Raw genomic sequence first — 25,969 nt, 5'->3', positions numbered from 1 at the left:
ATTTCAAAAAATAACAACAAATAAAGGGACTTATCACTATGCTCACCTTGCGCATTGCGTTCTCTAAATATGTAAAAATATTATTCATTTTTATCTCTGCAACCGTTATTTATGGTTGTGGCAGTGATTCAGATCCAAAACCTGAACCTAAGGTAAAGGTTCCTTTATTTACCCCTGATCCAACTCCTGACCCAGATCCGGATCCGGAACCAGATACGATAACGATTTTCGGTAGTGGTGTAAAAGGGCCTTTGGCGGCAGCCAATGTTACCGTTTATGCGATTAATCCGGACAATGAAAACTTCTTTGGTACGGTTGCCGGTACCGGTAATACCGATGCGTCAGCCCAAATTGAAAATTTATCTCTCCCTTTCCCTCTCTCCCCCCCTTATATTCTAGAAATTAGTGCAACAGAAGGCACCACAGATATTACCACCGGCCAATACCCGGTGATTGAGGTAATGAAAACCCTATTAACGGATGAGATGTTATCTGGGGGACAGCAAATATTTGCCACCCCGTTAACCGATATGACGGTTTCGCTTATTTTTAAAAATGCCGATTCTAATGTTGCGCCATATACCGGTAATGATGATGGTACGGTCACCGATGCTGAGATTTTAGCGGCAATCCCGGTGGCGCAAGAGCAAGTAAAATCAACTCTTGGCTTTGGTCTGGAAGACGATGTCGATCTATTTAATACCCCACCACTGATTAATGAAACGACTGACTCTGCCGGTGAGCAAGCCTCAACCGCGGCTTACCGAAGTGCGGTAGAAGCGTTGACTGCCGTGGTTTATGAAATTAAACAATTGAGTGGCGATTCAGACATTACTACCGATAGCATCGTTGATGATTTAGCCGCCGATTTATCTGACGGTATCATTGATGGTGCTGTGGATGGCGTCGAAACTGAAAGCTATCCCGAAACGGCGCTGGAAGTGTTAGAACAAGATCCTGCGACTTTGCCGATCCCCAATGATCCCGAAGGCAGAACGGTAAGTGACGTAAAAGAACTTCTCCTTGAAGAAACCGAGCAAACCGGTAATACCGACACCGATACCACCGCGTTTGCAGACAGTGAAGAAGTAATTGAACTTGCGCCGGCTGAAACCTCGCCCGATATTGATGGTGATGGTGTTTTAAATTCGATTGATGCGTATCCGGAAGATGCTGCAGCAGATAGTGATTTTGACCAGGATGGTATGCCAGATGTGGCCTACATTGTTGTCGATGGTGCTCGCACCACAACCATTGATACTGAACGCTCAGATAATGACGATGACAATGATGGTGTCGATGATGACCGTGATGCCTTCCCGTTTGATGCTACTGAAACCACAGATACCGATTTAGATGGCATTGGCAATAACGCCGATACCGATGATGATAATGATACGGTATTGGATGATGCCGATGATTTTCCACTCGATAGCACACGTTCCAATGCGGTTGATGAAGACAACGATAGCTGGCCTGTTGGCCAAGATCCAGATGACAGCGATGCCAGTAACCCCGGTATTGATTACCTTGACAGCGATGGCGATGGCCAGGCGGATACGGGTGGCTTAGCCGCCGATAATGATGATGATAATGATGGTGTAGCGGATGTGGATGATGTTTTCCCATTAGACGCTAACGAGTCAAAAGATCTGGATATGGATGGTATTGGTGATAATAGTGATAGCGATATTGATGGCGATAATGTTGCCAATGCTGATGACTTGTTTCCATACGATGGTTTTGCCTCAATAGATACCGATAATGATGGTATTGCCAATTACTACGATGAAGATGACGACGGCGATAGTTTAGCCGATGAAACTGAAATTTTATTGGGCACAGACACATTAAACAATGATTCTGATGGCGATGGCGTGTTTGATAATGTCGATGCCTTGCCACTTGACCCGACCGAACGCTTCGATACCGATAAAGATAGCGTGGGTAATAATAGCGATAACTGTCCTTTAGTTGCCAATACCTTCCAAATGAACTCCGATGACGATGCCTTTGGTGACGCTTGTGATAACGACGATGATAACGATGGAGTCGTTGATGCGGAAGACGACTACCCATTAGATGCCGCTAAGTTTAATGCGGTGGATGCCGATAACGACGGCTGGCCAACCGAGCAAGATTCTGATGACAATAATGCTGCGGTACCAAGTGAAACATTTGTTGATACCGATGGTGATGGCCTTGCCGATAGCGGTGGTTTAACCCCGGACAGTGATGACGATAATGATGGTGTTGCTGATGTTGATGATGCCTTTGCACTTGACGTTAATGAATGGCTAGATACCGATTCGGATGGCGTAGGTAACAATGCCGATCTCGATGATGACAACGATCAATACTCAGATGCTGACGAAATAGCGGTTGGCTCTGACCCACTCGATGCCAGCAGTAAACCTGCCGACTTTGATGGTGATTTTATTGCCGATGTCAGCGATGACGATATCGATAATGATGGTGTGTTAAATGCCGATGATGCGTTTGATTTTGATGCCAGTGAAAGCGTTGACACCGATGGTGATGGCGTAGGTAACAACACAGACCCTGATATTGATGGCGATGGTGTCGCAAACGGCGATGATAGTTTCCCACTAGATGCCTCGGAAAGTGTTGACACAGATAATGACGGTAAAGGCGATAATGCCGATACCGATATTGATGGCGATGGCGTAAATAACGCCAGTGATGCGTTCCCGATGGATGCCAGCGAATCAGTAGATACCGACTTAGATGGTATTGGCAATAATGCCGACCTTGATGATGATGGTGATCAATTTACCGATGTTGATGAAGTTGCCGCCGGCACAAACCCTTTGTCAGCCAGCAGTGTACCCGCCGATTTAGATGGTGATTTTATCTCCGATGCCACTGACACCGACATTGATGGTGATGGTGTAGAAAATGCGGATGATTTATTCCCAACCGATCCGGCAGAATCAGCCGATACTGATGGTGATGGTACCGGTAACAATGCCGATCTTGATGACGATAATGATGGCTATACCGATGAAGATGAACTTGCCGCCGGCAGTGATCCTCTATTAGCTACCGATGTGCCAGAAGATATGGATGGTGATTTCATCTCTGATGCCACTGATACCGATATTGATGGCGATGGTGCATTAAATGATGATGATGCCTTCCCGAATGATGCAACAGAGACCACAGATACGGATCTTGACGGTACCGGTAATAATGCCGATACCGATGATGACGGGGATGGTTTTACCGATGAAGATGAAACTGCAGCTGGCACCGATCCATTATCAGAGTCAAGCGTACCCGCCGATTTAGATGGTGATTTCATCTCCGATGCCACCGATCTCGATATTGATGGTGATGGCGTATTAAATATTAATGATCTATTCCCAATGGACCCTTCAGAATCTGCAGATGCAGATGCAGATGGTACCGGTAATAATGCCGATCTCGATGACGATAATGACGGCTTCACCGATGTTGATGAAATTGCCGCGGGCACAGACCCATTATTAGACTCAGATGTACCTGCTGATATGGATGGTGATTTTGTTTCGGATGCAACCGATCTCGATATTGATGGTGACGGTGTATTGAATGTTGATGATGCCTTCCCGAGTGATGCCACAGAAACGACAGATACCGATGCCGATGGTACTGGTAACAATGCCGATACCGATGATGATGGCGATGGCTATACCGATGCGGATGAAACGGCAGCAGGTACGAACCCACTACTCGCTAGCAGCGTGCCTGCCGATCTCGATGGCGATTTCATCTCCGATGCTACCGATACCGATATTGATGGTGATGGTGCATTAAATGACGATGATGCCTTCCCTAACGATGCCACTGAAACTGTAGATACCGATGCCGATGGCACCGGTAATAATGCCGATACAGACGATGATGGCGATGGCTTTACCGATGCGGATGAAACGGTCGCAGGCACTGACCCGTTATTAGCTACAGACGTTCCTGCCGATCTCGATGGCGATTTCATCTCAGATGCTACTGACACCGATATTGATGGTGACGGTGCATTAAATGCTGATGATGTATTTCCGACTGATGCCACTGAAACAACTGATACAGATAGCGACACCGTAGGCGATAATTCAGATAACTGTCCAGCGATTGCCAATGAAGACCAGCTAGATACTGATAATAACGGTATTGGTGATGTATGTGATGGCTACTCATTTGATCTGAATGGTCGTTGGTTGATCAAGCAAGAATATACGCAAACCGGTGTTGACGGCCAATGTTCACCAGCGCCGGTAGAAGCAGAAATTGTTGTCGTCACAATGACTGAGGAAACACTACATATTGTCGGTCATGAAGAAGTAGATATTGAAGGCGGAGGTATTAACGGCACGGTGAACTTGGATGGCACGTTCTCATTCAATGATGGCAGCTTTGTCTCTGCAGATGGTCTGTATGACTCAGCTACCGATACTTTTGCATTCTCATTTACGGAAGAAAATGTAGGCGATGCTTGTACCGAGGCGGCAAACATTACGGCAACTCGTGTACTAGACGTTAATGAGCAAGCGGCCATGGTTGGCGGTGTTACCTGGTTTGAAGGTGACACTGAGGAAGAAAACGGCGAAATCACCGCGGTTTACTTCGATAAAGGCGATATCAATGAAGGCGTAGAGGAAGTGATTACTTTCTACGATTCTGTATTAGGCGATTGGGTTGCAGATGATGAGCCTAGCAATGACTTCTTAGTAACAGAAACTGGTATCGTTAATGATCCTGACCTATACACCGCTGACAGCTATGGTGCAGAAGGTGAAACCTTAACACTTCTCAGCAGTGAAAAAACATTATTCCTCGACTTCGAAGAGTTGGATATTGAAGGATTCCCGCTTACTACCATTTTGGATGAAGAGTTTGAAACGGTAATTGCTGAATCAACTATATTTACCGTGGGGGCGAAAGCTTATTATACGGCGATCACTCAACAGGACGCTTCGTACTCATTCTATTGTGACAGCAACTACCATCACTGGTTCGATAATAACTTAACTTGCGATAATGCGGTGGCAGTTTCATGGTTAGATAGCAATGAAGGTATTGTGCCTGCTCTTTCAATGGCTGATGTGGTCAATGTTGCGGGTAATGATGTAGGTACTTTTGGTAGTGCAATTTGGATTGGTGGCACAGGTTCCACTTATATCCAAGCGTATGTAGTATCTGACGATGGCCAATTTAATGGTGCAAACCAACAAGTCGTATTTATCGAATACCAAAACCATGTTTGGCAATATGAGCAAATAGATCAGGTTCCACTTACTGAAGTGCAAGTTGGCAGCAATACTGTTTACACATTCACTACCCCTGAATGGATCAACAATAGCGTTGAACGGGATGCTGAAGAGCAAACTATGTTCCTGGTGGAGGATAGTCAGCTTGAAGTCGATCAAACTATTGTTCGTGTTGGTTATGTTGCTGCAGCAGGTTCTTCACAAGAACCTGCCATACTATTTAACGATATTGCCAAAGCTGACATCGAAGCGGCATTTAATTATGTCGATACCGATAGAGATGAGCTTCCGGATACCATAGATCCTGATCAAGACAACGATGGTGTTGCTAACGAAGATGACGCCTTCCCGTTAGATGATAGCGAGTGGTCTGATTTAGACGGCGACGGCATTGGTGATAACACCGATACCGACCGCGATGGTGATGGCGTTGATAACGACGTTGATTTAGCGCCAGATGATGAGGATATTCATACAGCACAAGCTTTTACTGCGGCTGATTTAAAGGCTGATTATGTATTAATTATGGCTGGCCGTATTTCCGAACCAACATTCAGTGTTGGCCATCAGACAGGTAGCCAGTACTCATTTAATGAAGGGGCTAGTTATGACCTAAACTGGTCTGGTCGTACGGATTACTCTTATGCACTGTTAAACAATGTAATGACTCGAACGGTAACTAACCCTGTTGAATCATTAAGTTATATGGATGTTTCTAGCTTGGTTAACGGCGGTGTAATTACTCAACAAGCGGCTGATGAATATATTAACCTTAATGGTGAGAGCCAAGTTGGCGTATTTATCTCATTTGCCGAAGATCGTTGGCAGTTAACCGGTAGTGGTGTTAATACTCAGACGTTCTGGATCACCAATGTCACAAACTACCGGTTTGAAGACTTATCTGTCCAGGAACAATTAATTGGTCTGGAAAATGACGTGGTTGCTATTGAATCTAACGACTCTTTAACAATAACTGACGCAGCATCTTTAACCATTACCCCGTTTACTGAATCTGAATTATTAGCTGGACCTTGGGCAATGCCTCTTGGTGGAGATAATGAATCGGGTGATATGCAGCAAATGTTTACCGCGGATATTGCTACTTTTAGTGCTGACTTTACTGGTAGCTTAGCACTATCGGAAAGTGCCTTTACTTGGCAAATTAGCGGTGATGAATTGATAGTGACATTGGGTGATGGTAGCCAAGCTACGTTAACTCGAGTGCAATCGTTAACAAATATTGATGAAGTACTTGTTGTCGGTAACTACAACGGTAATACCAATAGTAAGTACGTTATTGTGGCTCCAATCGATGACAATGCTTCACTTACGCCATTAATGAATAAATTTGCCCTCAATAGTTTCTCATTTACCAGCCCGAATACTATTGATGTGGATGGAAATATAGATCCCAATGATGTATTTGGTTTCCGATTAGAATCTGATGGCAAAGTAACCCGCATATGGGATGGTAATGTAGATTTAAATAACTACAAATCAGGTTGGGATACTTGGCATTGGCAAACTGAAGAGTTTGGTGCTATTTCAATGGCCGCTAATTATCATGAGAGTGATGTATACCACAGTGATTGTATTCTTGATGAATATACATGTAACCCACTAAGAAAACGTTTTTGGAAGCCTATTAAACAAATAGACAATCGTGTTTATGTGATTGAATGGGAAGAATGGAATGATGAGCATTGGTTATTCTCTGATGCGGAAAATCCTATTTGGCGAGTTAATATTGCGCCTAGGGTTCAATTCTACGAAGTATTTGATTTAGGTTTAGATTCCGATAATGATGGTATCGCCGACAATGAAGATGATGACATGGACAACGATGGTGTACTAAACGTTGACGATGCATTTGCATTGGATAGCGCGGAATCATCAGATTTGGATGGTGATCGCATTGGTGATAATACTGATGAAGATAAAGATGGCGATGGCGTAAACAATGATGACGATGCCTTTCCACTAGATAGCACCGAATGGTCTGATTTAGATGCAGACGGTGAAGGTGATAACACCGATACCGATATTGATGGTGACGGTGTTAATAACGACGTTGATTTAGCACCGGAAGATGCTGACATTACAGCGGCAATGACCTTTACTGAGTCAGAACTACATAGCAACTACATTTACCTATCAGAAAGTCACGGTGCAGAGCCAACGTTCCGATTAGGCAGCAGCAATGGTTTTCAATATCGCTTTACCGGTGGTCTTGGTGAGAGTATTTCGTCAGCAGGTACTAGCACGTTTAGCTATACCGTAGCAGATGACGAACTAGTGATGACGCTTGATGCCCCGGTTCAAGCTACGAGTTACTGGGATCCTCAACAGTTAGCAAACATTGGAGTGGTCAGTCAACAAGCTGCCGATGACTTTATCAATAACCATGGTGATTACCAATTAGAAATCTTCTACACCGTAGTTTCTCGTAAGTGGAATCTGGTTATCAGTGAGGGCAATAAACAAACGTTCTGGGATACCACAGTAACCGAATATCGCTTTGCAAATGCTTGGGACCAAGAACAACTGATTGGGATAGAAACTGACGTTGTAACCTTAGAAGATTCAAGCTCAACTGAGTTAATCAATTTAGCGTCATTAACCCAAACCGGGTTTACCGAGGCAGAATTAATTGCCGGTAACTGGGCAATGCCGACGAACCTGGATGAATCGGGTGAAAATATCCAATATCGTTTAGCCGCAGATATTGCAAGCTTTGCTGAAGATTACAGTGGCTCTAATGTGATCAGTGGTAGCACCTTCCTTTGGTCACTTGATAATGGAACGCTCGAATTATCCTACCCAAGTGGTGGCTCTGTGCGGATGACGCGATATCAAGACTTTGCTGAAATTGATGAAGTGTTAGTGGTGACTGATAGTGTCGGCATTAAAAGCAGCTCGTATCAGATGATTGCGCCTTGGGGCAATGCCAGTCTTGAGCCATTAGTGAATAACTTTGCGCAAAACAGTTTCTCATTAACCAACCCAAATGCCTACGATGATGAAGGTAACTTCGATTTGAATGAAGTGTTTGGTTATCGCTTACAAGATAATGGCGTGGCAACTCGAGTTTGGCGTGGAGATGTCGACTTTAATAATTATCAATCGGGTTGGGATACCTGGCAGCTGAACTGGGGCGATTTTGGCTCAGCTGAAATGACCGCATATATGGATGGCAATGAAAATTGGCATGCCGATTGTAACCCGGATGACTGGGATTGTAGTCCAGTGCGCAAACGCGTCTGGGTGCCAGTTCAGCAAGTAGGCGAGCGAGTTTATGTAATCGAATACGAAGAGCGCAACTCAGAAGCGTGGAATTATGGTGCAGAGCCCAATTGGTATATGGCAATCCAACCACGTATTCAGTTCTATCAAGTATTAGACATAGGTCTAGATTCTGATGGTGACGGTATTACCGATAGCCAGGATGACGATATCGATGGTGATGGTTATAACAATGACGTCGATGCCTTTGTCTTTGATAGTAATGAATGGGCTGATGTTGACCAAGATGGTCTTGGTGATAATGTTGATACTGACCATGACAACGATGGTGTAGATAATGACAATGACGCCTTCCCGTTAGACGATACTGAATGGTCTGACTTAGACGGTGATGGTGTTGGCGATAACAGCGATACCGATATTGATGGTGACGGGGTATTAAATGAAGATGACTTAGACCCTGAAAACTCTGATGTTTCGGTGGCACTAACGTTTACTCAAGCACAATTGAAATCAAGCTATGTGCAGTTATACCCTGGCCACTTGGCCGAGCCATCTTACAAAGTTAGCTACATTGGTGGTGCTCAATACAACTTAGCTGCGAATGCGGGTGAAATCATTACTCATCAACAGAGTAATGGCGTAACTTATGGCTTTGCCAATGATGAGCTCACCATTCACATGGATACACCAAATGAGAGCTACACCTGGCTTAATCCATGGGACTTGGTCGAAAGAGGAATTGCTACAGAACAAGCAGTTAATGACTATGTCAATGTTTATGGTGGTGATGCGGTTGAAGTCATCGAAGCCAATGTCAGTCTTCGTTGGTACTTAGTTGCCGATGGGGTTAACACGCAAACATTCTATGAAACCACGGTGACCGCATATCGCTTTGTTGAAGCTTGGATTAATGATGAGTTATTAGGTGTAGGTGTTGAAAATGTAGCATTAGAGACAACAGGCACCATGACCTTAACCGATGCCGCAACACTCACATCTTCTGCATTCTCGGAAGCAGAGTTTAGTGACTTAATGTGGGCTCTACCTGCCAGTTTAGATGAGTTATCTGCTGATGGGCGAACTCGTTTGGCTTCGGATGTAACCACCTTTAATAATGATTTTACCGGTTCTACTCACTTTAATGGTGCCAGTTTTGATTGGGCTGTTGTAAACGGTGACCTGGTATTAACTTATGCTAACGGTGGTACGGTAACGATCACTCGCTTACAAAACTTGGCAAATATTGATGAAGCTATGGTAGTGACCGATGCTAATGGCATTAAGACCAGCCGTTACTTAATGCTTACCGAGTTTAGCGAGGCAACGATTGATCCATTGATGAATCAGTTTGCAATGAACAGTTTTTCATTAACCAATACCGACAGACTCGATGAGCAGGGTAACGTATATCCTGAAGACGTTTTTGGCTACCGCCTGGAGGCTGGTGGTCGTGCAACGCGCATCTGGGATGGCAATGTTGATTTAAACGATTATAAGTCAGGTTGGGATCAGTGGTCTTGGACTTGGGGCGATTTTGGCTCAGTGCAACTCGAAGCGAAATGGTCAGAGTGGAATGGCAATTACGATGAATGTAATGTTGCAGACTACGGTTGTAATCCTTTCCGTCAACGTACTTGGGTGCCTCTAAAAGAAGTCGGCAACCGAGTGTATGTACTTGAATTTGAACAGTGGAATGACAATACCTGGGATCCAAACGCGGAACCCGCATGGAGAACAAATATTGCCGGTCGAGTTGTATTCTATGAAACGTATGATTTAGGCTTAGACTCCGATAATGATGGTATTGCCGATTCAGTTGACGATGATAATGACAACGATGGTGTAATGAATTGGAACGATGCCTTCCCATTCGATAATCGCGAATCTGCAGATTTTGACGGCGACTTTATCGGTGATAATTCTGACTGGGACAACGACAACGATGGCGTAGACAACGGCAACGATACCTTCCCATTTGATGCTGCTGAGTGGTCGGACTTAGATGGTGACGGAATTGGTGATAATGCCGATACCGATCGTGATGGCGATGGTGTTGATAATGATCTTGATTTAGCGCCAGATAATGGCGATATTTCAGCAGCACAAACGTTCAGCGAAAGTGAACTGAAAAGCCAGTACGTACACCTTAATGAAGGCCGCTTTGTTGAGCCAACATTCAACTTAGGTCACGGTGCCGGCAGTCAATATATCTTCGCCGCCGGAACGGGTGAGTCGATTAATGGGGCTGGTTCAGTAGGTTTTACATACACCTTGGCAAATGATGAACTGGTGATGAACATCAATGCACCGGTCGAAGGTGTGACGTATCTTGAACCATGGGAATTGGTAGAAAGGGGTATTATCAGCCAGCAGGTTGCCGATGATTTCGTTAACAATAATGGTAGTTATCAATTAGAAGTATTGTACTCTGTATCTTCACGAAAATGGAATTTAGTGGATGCCGACGCCACAACCCAAACATTCTGGCAAACCAGTATTAGCGATTATCGTTTTGCCCAACAATGGGAAAACGATGCATTATTGGGTGAAGGGGTAATAAGCGTCTCTGTTGAAGATACAAACAGTGTAACTCTCAGCGATGTCAGCGCTCTTACGGTATCGGCGTTTACCGAAGGTGAAATCGCCGGTAGCAGTTGGGGCATGCCAATGAATTTGGATGAGTTTACTGGCGATGCTATGTGGCAATTGACTGCAGATATCGGTACGTTTAATGCAGACTACAGTGGCAGTGCATCTGTCAGTGGCATTGGTTATACCTGGTCGATTGTTGACGGGTCTTTAGTCTTAACTTATGACAATGGTGGTACGGTAACGATGACACGTTTCCAAGATTTGGCCACCATTGACGAAGTGTTGGTGGTTGCTGAAACGGCAGGCATTAAGACGAGTAACTATTCCATTGTTGCAAACTATGATGCTGGCAGCTCTGTTTCGCCATTAATGAATCAATTTGCGATGAATAGCTTTACCTTGACCAATCCAGGTGCATTTGATGGTCAAGGCAATCTAAATCCGAATCATGTGTTTGGTTTCCGTCTGGAAGACGATGGTATGGTAAAACGTGTTTGGGGCGATGATGTCTATTTTAATAACTACAAATCGGGTTGGGATACCTGGCATTGGCAGTATGGTGATTTGAATGCCATCGAAATAACGGCGTATGGGTCTGAATGGGACGGCATGTATCACAGTGACTGTAACCCGGATGACTGGGGCTGTAACCAATTACGCAAACGTACCTGGGTGCCATTACAACAAATTGGCAACCGTGTTTATGTTCTAGAGTATGAACAATGGAATGACGATGTTTGGTCTACCGGCAATGCACCAATGTGGCGCAACTACATTCCGGCTCGGATCCAGTTCTACGAAGTATTCGATTTAGGTTTAGACTCAGATAGTGATGGCATCATTGACAGCCAGGATGATGACCTGGATAACGATGGTGTCTTAAACGTTGATGATGCGTTTGCATTAAATGCCGGTGAGTGGGTTGATTCAGATGGTGATGGTGTCGGCGACAATGCTGATTGGGCGCCAAACGATGCTAACGAGCAAAACGATTCAGACGGTGATGGTGTTGGTGATAGAGCGGATGATTTTCCTTTTAATTCTGAACTAACTGAAGGCACACCATTAAGCTCTTTAGATTTGGGTAATGCAGAATTATTAGCGTGTATTTTAGAAAATAATCAACATGATGTATTTATTGAGTCAATCGAACATTTATATTGTGGAGGAAGAGAGTTATCCTCTATCGAAGGTATTGGTAATTTAATCTCTTTGAGAGAATTGAATGTCAGTGGCACACAAGTCTCTGATTTAGAAGCTTTAACAACGTTATCAAAACTATCGAATCTAGATATTTCTTATACACCAGTAGCGGACATTACTGCGATAGCTAACTTGACGCAGTTAACATTTTTATCATTAGATGATACGGCGATCACCGACTTGGCTGCGCTTAGTGCATTGTATGAATTAAATTGGTTAAGTTTTGGTAGTACTGATGTTGCAGATTTAACAGCATTGTCAGGGTTAACTAATTTAACGAGCTTAAATTTATGGCAGACGTTAGTGACTGATTTATCCCCGATTTCAGGATTAATTAATCTGAATGATTTAACCATACACAATACCTCAGTTGCAGATATCAGTGCATTGGCGACTTTAACCAATCTGAGCTACTTAGAAATAAGCAATACACAGGTACGTGATTTATCGGCCTTATTGATGCTTAGTAATTTCTGGAATTTGGGTCTTGACCAAGTGGGTTTAGACGATATCAATCAAGTAAGCCTGCTTGCAGGTAATGGCGTCAATGTATGGGGTGAATACTATCAATACGATGCTAACGATATTGATAATGATGGTGTGCCTAATGCGGACGATGCCTTCCCGGAAGACCCATCACTAAGTAGTGATATGACTCTGGCCGATGTCGTTTTTAGCGACGCTAATTTGGCAAATTGTGTGTTAAGCAATTATTCTACAGATACTTATGCTCAACATGTCACTGGTTTATGGTGTACAGGCCTGGGCATTACCAACTTAACGGGCATGGAAACCTTAACTGGTTTAACGAGCCTGTATATCAATAACAATGATATCTCAGAAATTTCAGCATTAGCTTCGTTAGTGAAGCTTGAATGGTTAGACATTAGTGACACGAATATTACCAGCTTAGATGCCGTTGCAGGTTTGACTAAACTTCAGATGTTGGATATTTCACATACTGTGATAAGCGATATCAGTATGCTTACCAACTTGGATAACTTATCTGAGCTTAGAGCTGCCTACACTCATGTGTCAGACATAAGTGTTGTTAATGATTTAGATAACATTTCATCATTAAACCTTACGAATTCTCGAGTCCATGATTTAGCTCCTGCACTTGATAAACCTAATTTGTGGTGGCTTGGAGTTGACGGGTTAACCTTGATGGACCCGTCTCAGGTTACAGCATTGCAAGAACAAGGGAAGTCGGTTGAAGGTACGGTTACTCAATACGATGAAAACGATATTGATGGTGACGGTGTGCCAAATGTGGATGATGCATTCCCCGAAGATGCCTCACTGAACAGCTCTTTATTAATTTCTGACATCGCATTTACCGATGTGAACTTGGAAAACTGTATTCTAAACAACTATCTGCCAACTGATTATGCGCAATCGGTCAGAGAGCTATATTGTGGTTACCAAGGGATCACCGATTTAACCGGCCTTGCACAGTTTGATAAGTTATCCACCTTGCACGTAAATGGAAACGAGATAACAGATGTCACTGTGCTATCCGGTTTAGTCAATCTAACGAACCTGGATATTTCACATACGCAAGTATCAGACATCACTGTGATAGCCAATCTGACTCAGTTAACATCTCTATCGGTAGATGGTACGGCGATCACGGATTTGGCCGCGCTTAGTTCGTTGTATGAATTAAATTGGTTAAGCTTTGGCAGCACTGAGGTTGCAGATTTAACGCCTCTGTCTGGTTTAGAGAACCTTGGCGGGCTAACTTTTTATTGGACTAACGTCACCGATATTACGCCTCTTGCCGGTTTGCCAAACCTATTTGGCTTAGCAATGCAAAACACTGGCATTGAAGATTTTAGTATTTTAGCTACGTTACCAAATTTAGATAATGTGAACTTAAATGACACTAACATTAAAGACTTGTCACCGTTATTTACCTCAGAACATTTATCGTATCTCGGCCTGAACAATGTGGCTCTTAACGATATATCTCAAGTGGATGAATTTATTAACAGAGGGGTTTTTGTTGAAGGTGAATACTATCAATACGATGCCAATGATATCGATAATGATGGTGTGCCTAACGCGGAAGATGCCTTCCCGGAAGACCCGTCACTAAGCAGTGCGATGACTCTGGCCGATGTCGTATTTACTGACGTTAACCTGGCAAATTGTGTGTTAGCTAATTATCCTACGGATACATATGCCCAACATGTCACCAATTTAAACTGTGGTGGCTACGGAATTGCCGACTTAACTGGAATAGACAGCTTAGCTGGTTTAACGAACCTGTATGTTAACGACAATGGTATCTCAGATATTTCAACATTTGCCTCGTTAGTGAAGCTTGCATGGTTAGATATTTCAAATACTCAAGTCACTGATTTATCACCTTTATTGAATCATGATGGACCGATGGATTTAGCGATAACAAATATTCCTTTGGCAGACCAATCACAAATCAGTCAATTGCAAGCTAATGGTGTGAATGTTATTCAGTAAGAGAACACGAATAGCGGCTGTTCCAATTTGTGATCGTCGCTTATTTCTTGGCTAACTCTTAAAATGGAACGGATTTAAAATGAAAAAAATAATTTTATCTTTAGCGGCAGGTTTTGCTTTAGGTGTTGGTGTCATTAGTGCAATGAAGAGTAGCGAAATTGCACAATTAGAAGCTGACAATGTAAAAGCGGAAAAGGAAGTGGCGCAATTATCCCGGCAACTAATGAGCTTAAAAGCTAAGGATTCAGCACCAGCATCGAAGGCTGCACAACGGGTAGCAACCAAAAGCTCATTAGGTAGTTTAAAGCCTAAAAGTCCAAGATCGAAAGAGCAAATGCTTACTCAACGGAAACAGGCAATGGAGCGGATGCGAGCACAACAAAAAACCAATGCGCAAATGCTCGCTACTGAGCAGGATAAGCATAAAGTGAAAACGACAAAAAATGGTGTTGTACTATAGTTTCTTAGATTCTATTTTTCAGTGAATAAATAACAACAGGCAGAGTAGAGATACTCTGCCTTGCTTTAACTGGAAAGTAAATTTTTAGTCTTCACTCATGATCTCTTCAATCTCTTCTTCCAGCTCCATCCACTGCTCTTCAGCAGTTTCCACTTGCGGCTTTAACTTGCCTTGTTTGAGCATTAAATCGCTAAGTTTGGCTTTATTCTCCTGCTCATAGGTTTCCGGCTGGGCCAATTCATGTTCAATAATTTCCAGCTCGGCTTGCCACTTCTCTACTTGCTGCTCTAATTTCTCAACTTGTTTACGCAATGGTGCGGCTTTTTTACGAAGTTCCGCTTGTTGGCGACGCTGTTCTTTTTTATCCACTTTCGGTTCATTACTGGCGTTAGCCTGGTGTTGTGACTTTGATTGAGCGAAAGCGGACTTTTTGTCATCATCAAGCCATTTTTGATAATCGTCGATATCGCCATCAAAGCTTTGCACCTTGCCATTACCGACAATGTAAAACTCATCGACACAAGATTCTAAAAGATATCGGTCATGCGCGATTAAGATGATGGCACCGGCAAATTCTTGCAACGCCAACACTAAGGCCTGGCGCATTTCTAAATCCAGGTGGTTGGTGGGTTCATCGAGTAATAACAGTTGCGGTTTTTCCAGCACGATAAGTGATAACACCAAACGGGCTTTTTCACCACCCGACATGGTGTTAATGACATTCAATGCCTGATCGCCACTAAAGCCAAACTTGCCCAAATGATTGCGTGCTTGCTGTTCGGTAAATTCGGGTTTGGCCAGCAGAATTTGCTTAACCGCAGTTTCGTCGACGCGTAACTGCTCAAGCTGGTGCTGGGAAAAATAACCAATACTCAGTTCTTGCGCACAGTAGCGGCTGCCACCCTGCAACGCCAGCTCACCCGCTAAAGACTTGATTAAAGTCGATTTACCGGCCCCATTTCGGCCGAGTAGGCCAATGCGACTGCCTGGCACTAAATTTATATTCACTGTATCCAGGATAATTGCGGTTTCAGAGTAGCCACAATCACTTTGTTCAAGGGAGAGCAGTGGATAGGGCATGTAACCAGGGTTTTCAAAATCGAAGCTAAATTGGCTGTCTGAGTGCGCCGGAGCTAAATCGGGCAGTTTCTCTAAGCGCTTCAATCTTGATTGCGCCTGTTTGGCTTTACTGGCTTTCGCACGGAATCTGTCGACGAATGAGGTAAGGTGTTTTACTTCGCGTTGTTGTTTTTGAAACATCGCATCTTGCTGGGCAAGCTGTTCGGCGCGTTGGCGTTCAAAACTTGAATAGTTGCCAGAATACAGTTTCGCTTGTTGCTGCTCGATATGGAGGATTTGACCAATGACATCATCAAGAAAGTCACGGTCATGAGAAATCAGTACCAAGGTGCCGTCAAAGCGTTTCAACCAGCGTTGCAACCACAACACAGCATCCAAATCTAAATGGTTGGTGGGTTCATCGAGAAGCAGTAAATCAGCACGACTGATCAACGCTTGTGCTAAGTTTAAGCGCATGCGCCAACCACCGGAGAAGCTGCTGACACTGTTGCTTAGCTGATCTTGACTAAAGCCCAGCCCGTGCAACAATTCGCCTGCTCGTGCCGGTAGGCTATAGCCGTTGATAACATCGATTTGATTTAACAGATGCGCTTCCTGGTTGCCGTTTTCGTCAACTCGGGCTTGTTCTAATTGACTTTCTAAATGGCGAAATTCACTATCGCCATCCATCACATAATCGAGCGCGCTTTGACTTAAAGCAGGGGTCTCTTGCTTTACCGTGGCAATTTTCCAACCTTTAGGAATATCTAAATTGCCGCTATCAATTTGCAATTGCCCTAAAAACGCACCAAAAAGTGATGATTTACCACAACCGTTTGCTCCCACCAAGCCAACTTTGTGACCCGGGTGAATGGTAAAGCTTGATGATTTTATTAAAGTTTTTACGCCTCGGTCAAAACTCAGTTCAGATGCCAGTATCAAGTTGAAATCCTTTGCTTTTGTCAGAGCAATTTTACAGGTAAAATAACTCTACTAGTTTAATTTATTTAGTTGTTAATTAATCAGATGAAAAAACGATTCATTGCTGGTGCCATTTGTCCCGAATGCAAAGCCCGGGATACGATGGCACTTTATAAAGAACATGGCGTTGAAAAAGTGACCTGCGTAAGTTGTGGCATGGAAATGTCTCAACCCGAAGAGCAAGTTGAGCCACAAGTGCGCAGTACTGAGCAAGTTATCGGCGTTTTTAAACCGTAGCTTGCCCCACCATTTAATAATGTGGTGGTGGGGTTTCATCTTCTAACCTGCCAACCGCAGTTGTATTCATGTCTTTCACTCGTTGACCAATTAACCGTAGTTGTTCGTTAACATCACTGAGTTGCTCATGATGCACGGCAATTTCCCGGTTCAGTTGTTCAATGATATCGTCTTGAAAAGCGAGTTTTGTTTCAAGATTATCGATCCTGTCTTGTAACTTTGACAATTGTTGCTCGTTAGCCATGTTAGCTACCTTAAAAATATTTGCGGCTATTATCGCTAATATAGACGTAGCAATAAAGTTTTATTCATTTCATTCATTAATATCTCTTTAAAATGGCAATTTTGTCTCCATATCTAATTTCATAGCGTAAATAGACCACGATTCTTTAATTTTGGTACTGTTTTTTTGAAAAAATAGTCGCTAGTATATGATGACTATTAATAATAATGTTTTATGTATTTGGGGATTTCTCCTGATATGTGCTTTTATTTGGAGAAAATAATGAAATTTTTCGTTAAGCCAACTTTAGTGGCTGTTGCTGTAATGGCAATGATGGGCTGTCAAGAAGAAACAACTGCAAAAGCTGTAACTCTTGAAACAGAAGATCAAAAACAAGCATACGCTCTAGGCGCGTCTATTGGTTCATACATGAACAACAATTTAACCGAACAAGAAAAGTTTGGTATTGTTTTAGATAAAGATTTGCTAATGGCTGGTTTCACTGAAAGCCTAAATGGTAAAGCCCAAATTGAAAAAGAAGAAATTCAAAAACTTCTTATGGCGTTAGATCAAAAAGTAAATGAGAAAAAACAAGAGCAAACCGCTATCGCAACGGAGAAAAATATTGCTGATGGTGTAGCTTTCTTAGCGGAAAACGCGAAAGTTGAAGGTGTGCAAACTACTGAGTCTGGCTTACAATACCAAGTGTTAACCGCAGCTGAAGGTGCAAAACCAATGGCTAGCGATACTGTTAAAGTACATTACAAAGGTACGCTAACTGACGGTACAACTTTTGACAGTTCTTACGATCGTGGCGAGCCAATTGAATTCCCATTAAACCGCGTGATCAAAGGTTGGACGGAAGGCGTACAGTTAATGAACGTAGGTTCAAAGTACAAGTTTGTGATCCCCTCAGACCTTGCTTACGGTCCAAGCGGCACTGGCCCAATTCCAGGTAACGCGACGTTAGTATTTGAAGTAGAGTTACTTGAAATTATTGCCGCCGCAGCTCCAAAAGCCGAAGCCGAAGCCGCAAAATAATATCGGTAACAGATAAATACTGAATCAAAAAAACCAGGCATTGCCTGGTTTTTTATTGGGTAAAATATTCTAGTTCTAAGGCTACTGGCTTATGGCTCGAGCTGCGGGCAGATCGCATTAGCATTCGAAATAGGGACTGTCTTAAACATAGTTAACTCTGAAAAATTGACATTCTAATAACATAAAATATCCTGCCCGTAGCCCGTAGCCCGTAGCCCGTAGCCCGTAGCCCGTAGCCCGTAGCCCGTAGCCCGTAGCCCGAAGCACATCTATCAACCGTTACCCTAACCCTAAACTTTACTCGGTCTGCTTGTACCTTGTATCCTGTACCTAGTCTCTTATTTATGTTTGGTATAAAGCGCTTCTATTAACTGGTCTTCTAATTCAAAGCGTTCTTCTAAAAACTGTCCCAGCGCCGATAAGCTTTGATCAAAATCATCAAGTATGGCATCACTAGACATTTCAGCATATTTATCGTTAAACGTCAGGGCAACATCGGTGGTTTTTGCTATTTGCGGGTAAAGTTTTTGCGCAAGCGCTAAAGATAACGGGCCATTTTTTTTACACTGAGCTACTACTTGATCAAATACTTCAAAATGACCTGCCGACATGTAATCCATCAATAACTGACAAAAAGACTGAATATCGGCACTTTTCGGCAGTGCCCTGTCTGCTTGGTCAAATGGAGGTAAGCCGGCCAATTGGCAATAACCAACAAGAACATCTTGTCGCTCAGTTAACCAATTATCAATGGCATTAAGAGAACCGCCCCATTGTTGTTGTGCTTGTTCTAAACGATTTAACATTTTCCCTCCGAAATTTACGGGAGTGTTTGACATTAGTTATATAACACTGAATTTTACGAGTAAATGCAACATGTTTTTTCAAATGTTATTGCTAAGCGCTAAATAAAAATACCGCAAGCTGCTCTCCGTGATATTTTTTATAATGACTTTCGTTTGCCAATGTAAATGTTTTTTTCTAGAGAGATATTAAATATGTGTGCTTAAAAATAACCACAATCGCCGCGCTGCTTGTTGAATGCGTAGCGTCAACAAAGGGGTATGCTGGTTTTTATAGGCCTGATCGAATTTAATCGGGGTTAAACTTGCCAAACAACTCGAATTTGTTTTACTGGGTTGGCAATAACCAACCGAGGGTCGCCTTGATATGGCGAAAGATTCATTCGCCCAACTCTGAATATTGATTGCTGATAATTCATCACTTGCAGAAAAATTTAACGGGGTTGTTAATTGCAACAGCCATTGTTGTTTGGTCAATTGAGCCAGTAAACATGAATCCCAAATTTGATGTAAATTCTTACAAGCCCTGTTTTTTGCTATTACCTTGGTTTTATTTCCGCCCAAATCAGAGCGATAACTGACATGCAATGGTTGATGAATATCACCTAACCAATGAGCCAGAAATAATAATGCCTGAATTTTTTTCTGCGCAGTCTTAACTAACAAGAACTGTTGCTGGTGAAAACTGATGGCATCAAGCACGCAATTATTTTGACAAGCAAAGGCATTTACTTGTTTTTGCTCCCGGGCAAGGTTGACAAAATGCCAAGCTTTGAAGTGTGTGTAGGGTGTTTGATTCTTAATTGCATCTGCCCAGCTACAAGCTTCGGCAAAAGAGATGGCGGCGGTCGATTTTTTATGCAAAAAAGAATTTAATAATCGCACCTCCTTAGCAGGTAAGTGTGTGAGTAATTCATTTATCGAATTTTGCTGTTGAGTTGTTAACTGCTCGAACGCAAGTTGACATACTAACCAGTGCCCTTTACTACCTAGTGCGACGATCTTGGTACTGAAGATCATAGCAAAAATTAAACAAGTGAACTTCATATCCTATTGATCCCTATGGATATAGTGCTTTAGAAAAAATTTTCTTTCGGCAAATAAAAAGGCCTTAACAAAGTTAAGGCCTGAAATGCTCGCTGTAAGGTCTAGTAGAAACTAGCTTCTTATTGTTGTTCGGTAAAGCTTACTAAATTTATAACAAAGGAGTTTCAATTGTGCAACATTTTTTTACAAAAAATAGCCAATTAACAATAAGTTTGATCTCTCTCATGGAATCTGGACATAACTTTGGGTAGAATAACGCCAATATTTATACACTCACCATATATAAGCAAAACAATGACTACATTAAAGAATGATACTTATCTTCGCGCATTATTACGTCAACCAGTTGATTACACACCGGTTTGGATGATGCGTCAAGCAGGTAGATACCTACCTGAATATAAAGAAACTCGCAAGGATGCTGGCGATTTTATGGCACTTTGCCGTAATACCGAACTAGCTACCGAAGTTACCATTCAACCGCTTCGTCGTTTTCCTTTGGATGCCGCAATTTTATTTAGTGATATTTTAACCATACCTGATGCTATGGGCTTGGGCTTGTATTTTGAAACTGGTGAAGGTCCTAAATTTGAGCGTCCAATCACTTGTGCTGCGGATGTACAAAAAATTGGCCATCCGGATCCTGAAGGTGAATTACAATATGTAATGAATGCGGTACGCTCTATTCGTAAAGAACTTAAAGGCGAAGTGCCACTAATTGGTTTTTCTGGTAGTCCCTGGACACTAGCCACGTATATGGTCGAAGGAGGCAGTTCAAAAGCTTTCACTAAAATTAAAAAAATGATGTTTGCTGAACCGCAAACATTGCATTTATTATTAGATAAATTAGCCGACTCAGTGATCTCCTACCTTAATGCTCAAATTGCTGCGGGTGCGCAATCGGTTATGGTATTCGATACCTGGGGTGGTGTGTTATCACCGGCAATGTACAAAGAATTTTCACTACAATACATGGCGAAAATCGTTGACGCTTTAACTCGTGAAAACGAAGGCCGTAAAGTACCAGTTACCTTGTTTACCAAAAATGGTGGCATGTGGTTAGAATCTATTGCGGCAACGGGCTGTGACGCGGTTGGCCTTGACTGGACCATTAATATTGAAGATGCGAAAGCGCGCGTAGGCGATAAAGTTGCATTGCAAGGCAACATGGACCCTTCAATGCTTTATGCACCAAAAGAGCGAATTGAACAGGAAGTACAAACCATTTTAAATGGCTTTGGCGATACTGGCACGGGTCATGTCTTTAACCTCGGCCATGGTATCCATCCAGACGTTAACCCGGAACACGCGGGCTACTTTATCGACGCAGTCCATAAATATAGCAAACCGTTTCATAAATAGAATGTAACAAAGAGGAGCTTCGGCGCCTCTTTTTATTTAAGCAACTAGCTGCGAGCAAAAGGCTTCTGGCAGAAAGTGAAAATGAAAGGTACAGGGTACGGGGTACAAGGTACAGGCTGCCTGCGTAGGCGATTAGATAGTTTAAATTGAAAGAATAAGCTACGGGCATCGGGCCACGAGCAGATCGCGGTAGTGACAAGTGAACCTTCTTTTTTGACTATTGGCTTTCAAACTAGGTTTGGAAATATTTGTGAGCGAATAACATCAACATTGCTGCCTGTACCCTGTACCCCGTATCTTGTACCCTTTAGAGTTGGCTCGCAACGCAAAACTCGAAACTTAACTCTTTATTCGTTACAATCAGCGTTCGCTAAGAATAAAATAATGAAATCCATGCACCATCAAAACTACCCGTTAGATAATCGCAACAGTTTTGCTTTAGCGGCAACAGCAAAAGATATCTATCTATTAAACTCTTTGCAACAGTTGCAACAGCTAGCAACCTCTTTGCCTGAACATTTTTATATTTTGGGCGGCGGTAGCAATACGTTATTTATCGAAGATTATCAAGGCACAGTCATTTGTCCTGAGTTCAAAGGCATTGCGGTGACGGAAACTGACGCGGATTATAAACTGCATGTTGCTAGCGGTGAAAATTGGCATCAATTGGTACAACACTGCCTGGCCAATAACATGCCAGGACTTGAAAATTTAGCGTTAATTCCGGGCAACTGCGGTGCAGCACCAATTCAGAATATAGGTGCTTATGGTGTTGAATTTGCGGATATCTGTGATTATGTCGACTGGTTTGAGTTTTCCTCGCATAAAGTCAGGCGCTTAAGCAAAGCCGAGTGTTTATTTGCGTATCGCGATAGTATTTTCAAGAATTCTTTAAAAAATAAAGGCGTGATTTGTGCAGTTGGCATCAGTCTAAAAAAACAATGGCTACCAGTATTGAAGTATCAAGGCTTAAATACCTTAGGCGAAAAGCCAACACCTAAACAAGTTTTTGATAAAGTGATCGCGATACGACAAAGTAAGTTACCCGATCCTGACATTCTGCCCAATGCCGGTAGCTTTTTTAAGAACCCAATTGTCGACAAGGCATCCTATCAGGCGTTAGTAAAGCAATATCCAATGATGCCAGCGTACCCACAAGTTAATGGCAAGATGAAACTGGCAGCTGGCTGGTTAATTGACCAATGCCAGCTTAAGGGAGCTAGCGTAGGCGGAGCCGCCGTGCATAAGCTGCAAGCATTGGTATTAATCAACGAAAACAATGCTAGCGGCCAAGATATCATTGCCCTGGCCAGATTGGTAAAGCAAACGGTTAAGAACAAGTTCCAGGTAAATATTGAGCCGGAAGTAAGGTTTATTACTCATTGTGGTGAACAACAGATAGAAGACATTGGATAATGGCAAAAGTAGTACGTGAAGAATTAATCCGCAGATTGGCCGATGGTCACTTTATTTCAGGGCAGCACTTGGCTGAGCAATTAAACGTCAGTCGAACTGCCATTTCCAAACACATTAAAGTGCTGAATGAGATGGGTTTAGATATTTTCTCGGTGCAAGGCAAAGGCTATAAACTGGCAGAATCTATCACCTTATTGGATCAGCAAGTGATCGTTAACGAGCTCAATACACTAAGTTTAACCAACAAAGTGGAAGTCCACAGTATAATCGACTCGACTAACTCCTATTTGATGCGTCGCTTACCCAATAATGTTACCCATGGGCAAACCTGTGTCTCAGAATATCAATCTGCTGGCCGTGGGCGCAGAGGCAAAGAGTGGGTTTCTCCTTTTGCTTCGCATTTATACCTTTCTATGTATTGGCATCTGGAACAGGGTATGTCGGCAGCAATGGGCATTTCTCTGGTGGTAGGCATAGCCGTTAGTGATGTACTGCAAGGCGAATACGGCGTAGATGTGCAATTAAAGTGGCCAAATGATATTTATGTTAATGGCTTAAAATTAGCTGGCATTTTAGTGGAGTTGGAAGGGCAAAGTGTAGGGCCAGGAAATTGCGTGATTGGTCTGGGACTAAATATCAATATGCCAAAAATTGGTGCCAGCAAAATAGACCAGCCATGGACCGATTTACAACTCATTTTAAATCAACCTATCGACAGAAATCTTTTAACCGCGAAACTCATCGCCCAAATTAGCAAGCGCCTGGTGCAACATCATCAATTTGGTTTGGCGCCAATGCTTGGTGATTGGCAACGACAAGATTACTTTTACAATAAACCAGTAAAGTTAATCACTGGCGACAAAGAAACCCGTGGCATCTGTAAAGGCATCAATGCCAGCGGGGCATTATTGTTAGAAATTGATGGTAAACAGCAGCCTATCTATGGTGGCGAAGTAAGTTTAAGAGGCGGGTAATGGATTTATTAATTGATGTCGGTAATACCAGAGTCAAGTACGCTAAAGTTGAAAACAACCAGCTTTCAGCTATTGAACATTGCTCTATCGAAGAGTTTTTCGAGCAATTAGATACATTCAGTAAGTTAAACAGTATTTTCTTAGTGTCGGTATCAAATCAGTCGTTTTCTAATAAACTACAAAGTTGGGCACAAACTCATTCGATCACCTTCAAAACATTGCTCACCGAAGCAGAGACCTTCGGGGTGAAAAACAGCTATCAGCAATATTCCACTATGGGGGCTGACCGTTGGTTAGCCGTATTAGGAGCTCAGCTATTATTTCCCAATAACAATGTGCTTATTGTTGATGCCGGCACAGCCACCACTTTTGATTTGCTCAACAAAGAAAAACAACATTGTGGCGGCTGGATTATTCCTGGCGTGGAATTGATGATGCAATCATTGTTTGATAATACCGACAAAGTATTTGGTAAAATCGCCGAAATTGAACGCACCGCTTTTGGTCAAACTACCAATGACAATGTTAATTTAGGTTGTTGGTCAGCAACTACCGGCGCAATCAATAATGCCATTAGCCAGGCAAAACAAGATGGGGTTCAGGTTGAGCAATTAATTTTTACCGGCGGCAACGGCAAAGAATTAAACCGTTTAGGAAAATTTAATGGCATCTTTATCGCAGATTTAATTTTTCAGGGGATGAAACGATACATTCAGCCATGAGCAACACGGACAAACACCGTTGCTGTATAGTGAAAAATCAATTTATCAACAATATTGATGTTTAAAATGGTTGATATCAGACAAAAATTAATGTTTTTCTAACAATGTCGAACAAAAAAACAGCAGCCAGAAAAAAAACTGAATTTTTTTTAATTTAGCTATTGCAAGCCGCAAAGCATTCCTCTAGAATTCGCAGCACTTAATGGTGTGCCGTCTTAGCTCAGTTGGTAGAGCAACTGACTTGTAATCAGTAGGTCGCCAGTTCGACTCCGGCAGACGGCACCATTAATACACTTATAATTTAGTGTCAAAAATAATTGGAGGGGTTCCCGAGTGGCCAAAGGGATCAGATTGTAAATCTGACGGCTCCGCCTTCGGTGGTTCGAATCCACCTCCCTCCACCATTTTTGAGTAAAGATAATCTGTTAGATTGCGGACGTCGTATAGTGGTAATACCTTAGCCTTCCAAGCTAAAGCTGCGGGTTCGATTCCCGCCGTCCGCTCCAATTCTTTATAAGCGCTGATATAGCTCAGTTGGTAGAGCGCACCCTTGGTAAGGGTGAGGTCGGCAGTTCGAATCTGCCTATTAGCACCATTTCTTTGGATCCTGTAAAGAATCCCAAATCTATCTAAACAAATTATCTTAACTCTAAAACTTACCAATTTGGCCAGTGATGGTTTTTTTGAATTGGTTTTAATTTATTATTTAAAGGTAATTTATCATGGCTAAAGAAAAATTTGAACGTAATAAACCGCACGTTAACGTTGGTACCATTGGTCACGTCGATCACGGTAAAACAACTTTAACAGCTGCTATCTCTGCGGTTCTTACTAAAGTACACGGTGGTG

The 25,969-nt window shown here is 42.7% G+C and carries 13 protein-coding genes and 4 tRNA genes; 13 read left to right on the top strand and 4 right to left on the bottom strand.

Features of this window, described 5'->3' with window-relative positions:
• Positions 1 to 38 precede the first annotated feature (38 nt).
• Positions 39 to 14,795, top strand: a complete 14,757-nt coding sequence (locus ND16A_RS21370; protein ID WP_033078263.1) for a leucine-rich repeat domain-containing protein — start codon at positions 39 to 41, stop codon at positions 14,793 to 14,795.
• 79 nt (positions 14,796 to 14,874) lie between these two features.
• Positions 14,875 to 15,255 (top strand): hypothetical protein, encoded by a 381-nt coding sequence (locus ND16A_RS06140; protein ID WP_033078262.1) that lies wholly within the window; start codon positions 14,875 to 14,877, stop codon positions 15,253 to 15,255.
• 84 nt (positions 15,256 to 15,339) lie between these two features.
• Here the strand turns inward: ND16A_RS06140 and ND16A_RS06145 are convergent, their stop codons facing one another.
• Positions 15,340 to 17,256: an ATP-binding cassette domain-containing protein gene (locus ND16A_RS06145; protein WP_033078261.1), complete on the bottom strand. Its 1,917-nt coding sequence runs from the start codon at positions 17,254 to 17,256 to the stop codon at positions 15,340 to 15,342.
• A gap of 84 nt (positions 17,257 to 17,340) precedes the next feature.
• Here ND16A_RS06145 and ND16A_RS06150 point away from each other — a divergent pair, with 84 nt between their 5' ends.
• The gene (locus ND16A_RS06150; RefSeq protein ID WP_033078309.1) at positions 17,341 to 17,532 is read left to right on the top strand and encodes a YheV family putative zinc ribbon protein; all 192 of its coding nucleotides are present in this window, start codon (positions 17,341 to 17,343) and stop codon (positions 17,530 to 17,532) included.
• A 13-nt stretch (positions 17,533 to 17,545) separates the two neighbouring features.
• Here the strand turns inward: ND16A_RS06150 and ND16A_RS06155 are convergent, their stop codons facing one another.
• Positions 17,546 to 17,776, bottom strand: coding sequence for a SlyX family protein (locus ND16A_RS06155; protein ID WP_033078260.1), 231 nt, complete (start codon positions 17,774 to 17,776; stop codon positions 17,546 to 17,548).
• Positions 17,777 to 18,037: 261 nt separating this feature from the next.
• Here ND16A_RS06155 and fkpA point away from each other — a divergent pair, with 261 nt between their 5' ends.
• Positions 18,038 to 18,796: an FKBP-type peptidyl-prolyl cis-trans isomerase gene (gene fkpA, locus ND16A_RS06160; RefSeq protein WP_033078259.1), complete on the top strand. Its 759-nt coding sequence runs from the start codon at positions 18,038 to 18,040 to the stop codon at positions 18,794 to 18,796.
• A gap of 338 nt (positions 18,797 to 19,134) precedes the next feature.
• Here fkpA and ND16A_RS06165 read toward each other — a convergent pair whose 3' ends face one another.
• Entirely contained in the window at positions 19,135 to 19,602 is a 468-nt protein-coding gene (locus ND16A_RS06165; protein ID WP_033078258.1) for an Rsd/AlgQ family anti-sigma factor, read from the bottom strand.
• Positions 19,603 to 19,788: 186 nt separating this feature from the next.
• The gene (locus tag ND16A_RS06170; protein ID WP_033078257.1) at positions 19,789 to 20,646 is read right to left on the bottom strand and encodes a S1/P1 nuclease; all 858 of its coding nucleotides are present in this window, start codon (positions 20,644 to 20,646) and stop codon (positions 19,789 to 19,791) included.
• Positions 20,647 to 20,940: 294 nt separating this feature from the next.
• On the opposite strand from ND16A_RS06170, the gene hemE reads away from it, so the two are divergent.
• The 9 genes from hemE to ND16A_RS06215 form a co-directional block, all read left to right on the top strand.
• The gene (gene hemE / locus ND16A_RS06175) at positions 20,941 to 22,008 is read left to right on the top strand and encodes a uroporphyrinogen decarboxylase (RefSeq protein WP_033078256.1); all 1,068 of its coding nucleotides are present in this window, start codon (positions 20,941 to 20,943) and stop codon (positions 22,006 to 22,008) included.
• Positions 22,009 to 22,392: 384 nt separating this feature from the next.
• Positions 22,393 to 23,424, top strand: a complete 1,032-nt coding sequence (gene murB, locus ND16A_RS06180; protein WP_200880845.1) for a UDP-N-acetylmuramate dehydrogenase — start codon at positions 22,393 to 22,395, stop codon at positions 23,422 to 23,424.
• Entirely contained in the window at positions 23,424 to 24,398 is a 975-nt protein-coding gene (gene birA, locus ND16A_RS06185; protein WP_033078255.1) for a bifunctional biotin--[acetyl-CoA-carboxylase] ligase/biotin operon repressor BirA, read from the top strand. The genes murB and birA overlap by 1 nt, the downstream gene beginning before the upstream one ends.
• Positions 24,398 to 25,120 (top strand): type III pantothenate kinase, encoded by a 723-nt coding sequence (locus ND16A_RS06190; RefSeq protein WP_052073176.1) that lies wholly within the window; start codon positions 24,398 to 24,400, stop codon positions 25,118 to 25,120. Before birA ends, ND16A_RS06190 begins: the two co-directional genes overlap by 1 nt.
• A gap of 209 nt (positions 25,121 to 25,329) precedes the next feature.
• Positions 25,330 to 25,405 (top strand) — tRNA-Thr (locus ND16A_RS06195).
• A 34-nt stretch (positions 25,406 to 25,439) separates the two neighbouring features.
• Positions 25,440 to 25,524, top strand: a tRNA-Tyr gene (locus ND16A_RS06200).
• A 28-nt stretch (positions 25,525 to 25,552) separates the two neighbouring features.
• Positions 25,553 to 25,626: transfer RNA gene (locus tag ND16A_RS06205), tRNA-Gly, on the top strand.
• Between the two features lie 13 nt (positions 25,627 to 25,639).
• Positions 25,640 to 25,715, top strand: a tRNA-Thr gene (locus tag ND16A_RS06210).
• 127 nt (positions 25,716 to 25,842) lie between these two features.
• The coding region (locus tag ND16A_RS06215) for a GTP-binding protein (RefSeq protein ID WP_033078254.1) at positions 25,843 to 25,969 on the top strand (127 nt) is incomplete at its 3' end.

It is taken from the genome of Thalassotalea sp. ND16A (genome assembly GCF_000764205.1).
In the GTDB taxonomy this organism is placed as follows: Bacteria; Pseudomonadota; Gammaproteobacteria; order Enterobacterales; family Alteromonadaceae; genus Thalassotalea_A.
Note: the sequence above shows the minus strand (reverse complement) of the source record. Positions and strands in the feature narration are given on the sequence as shown.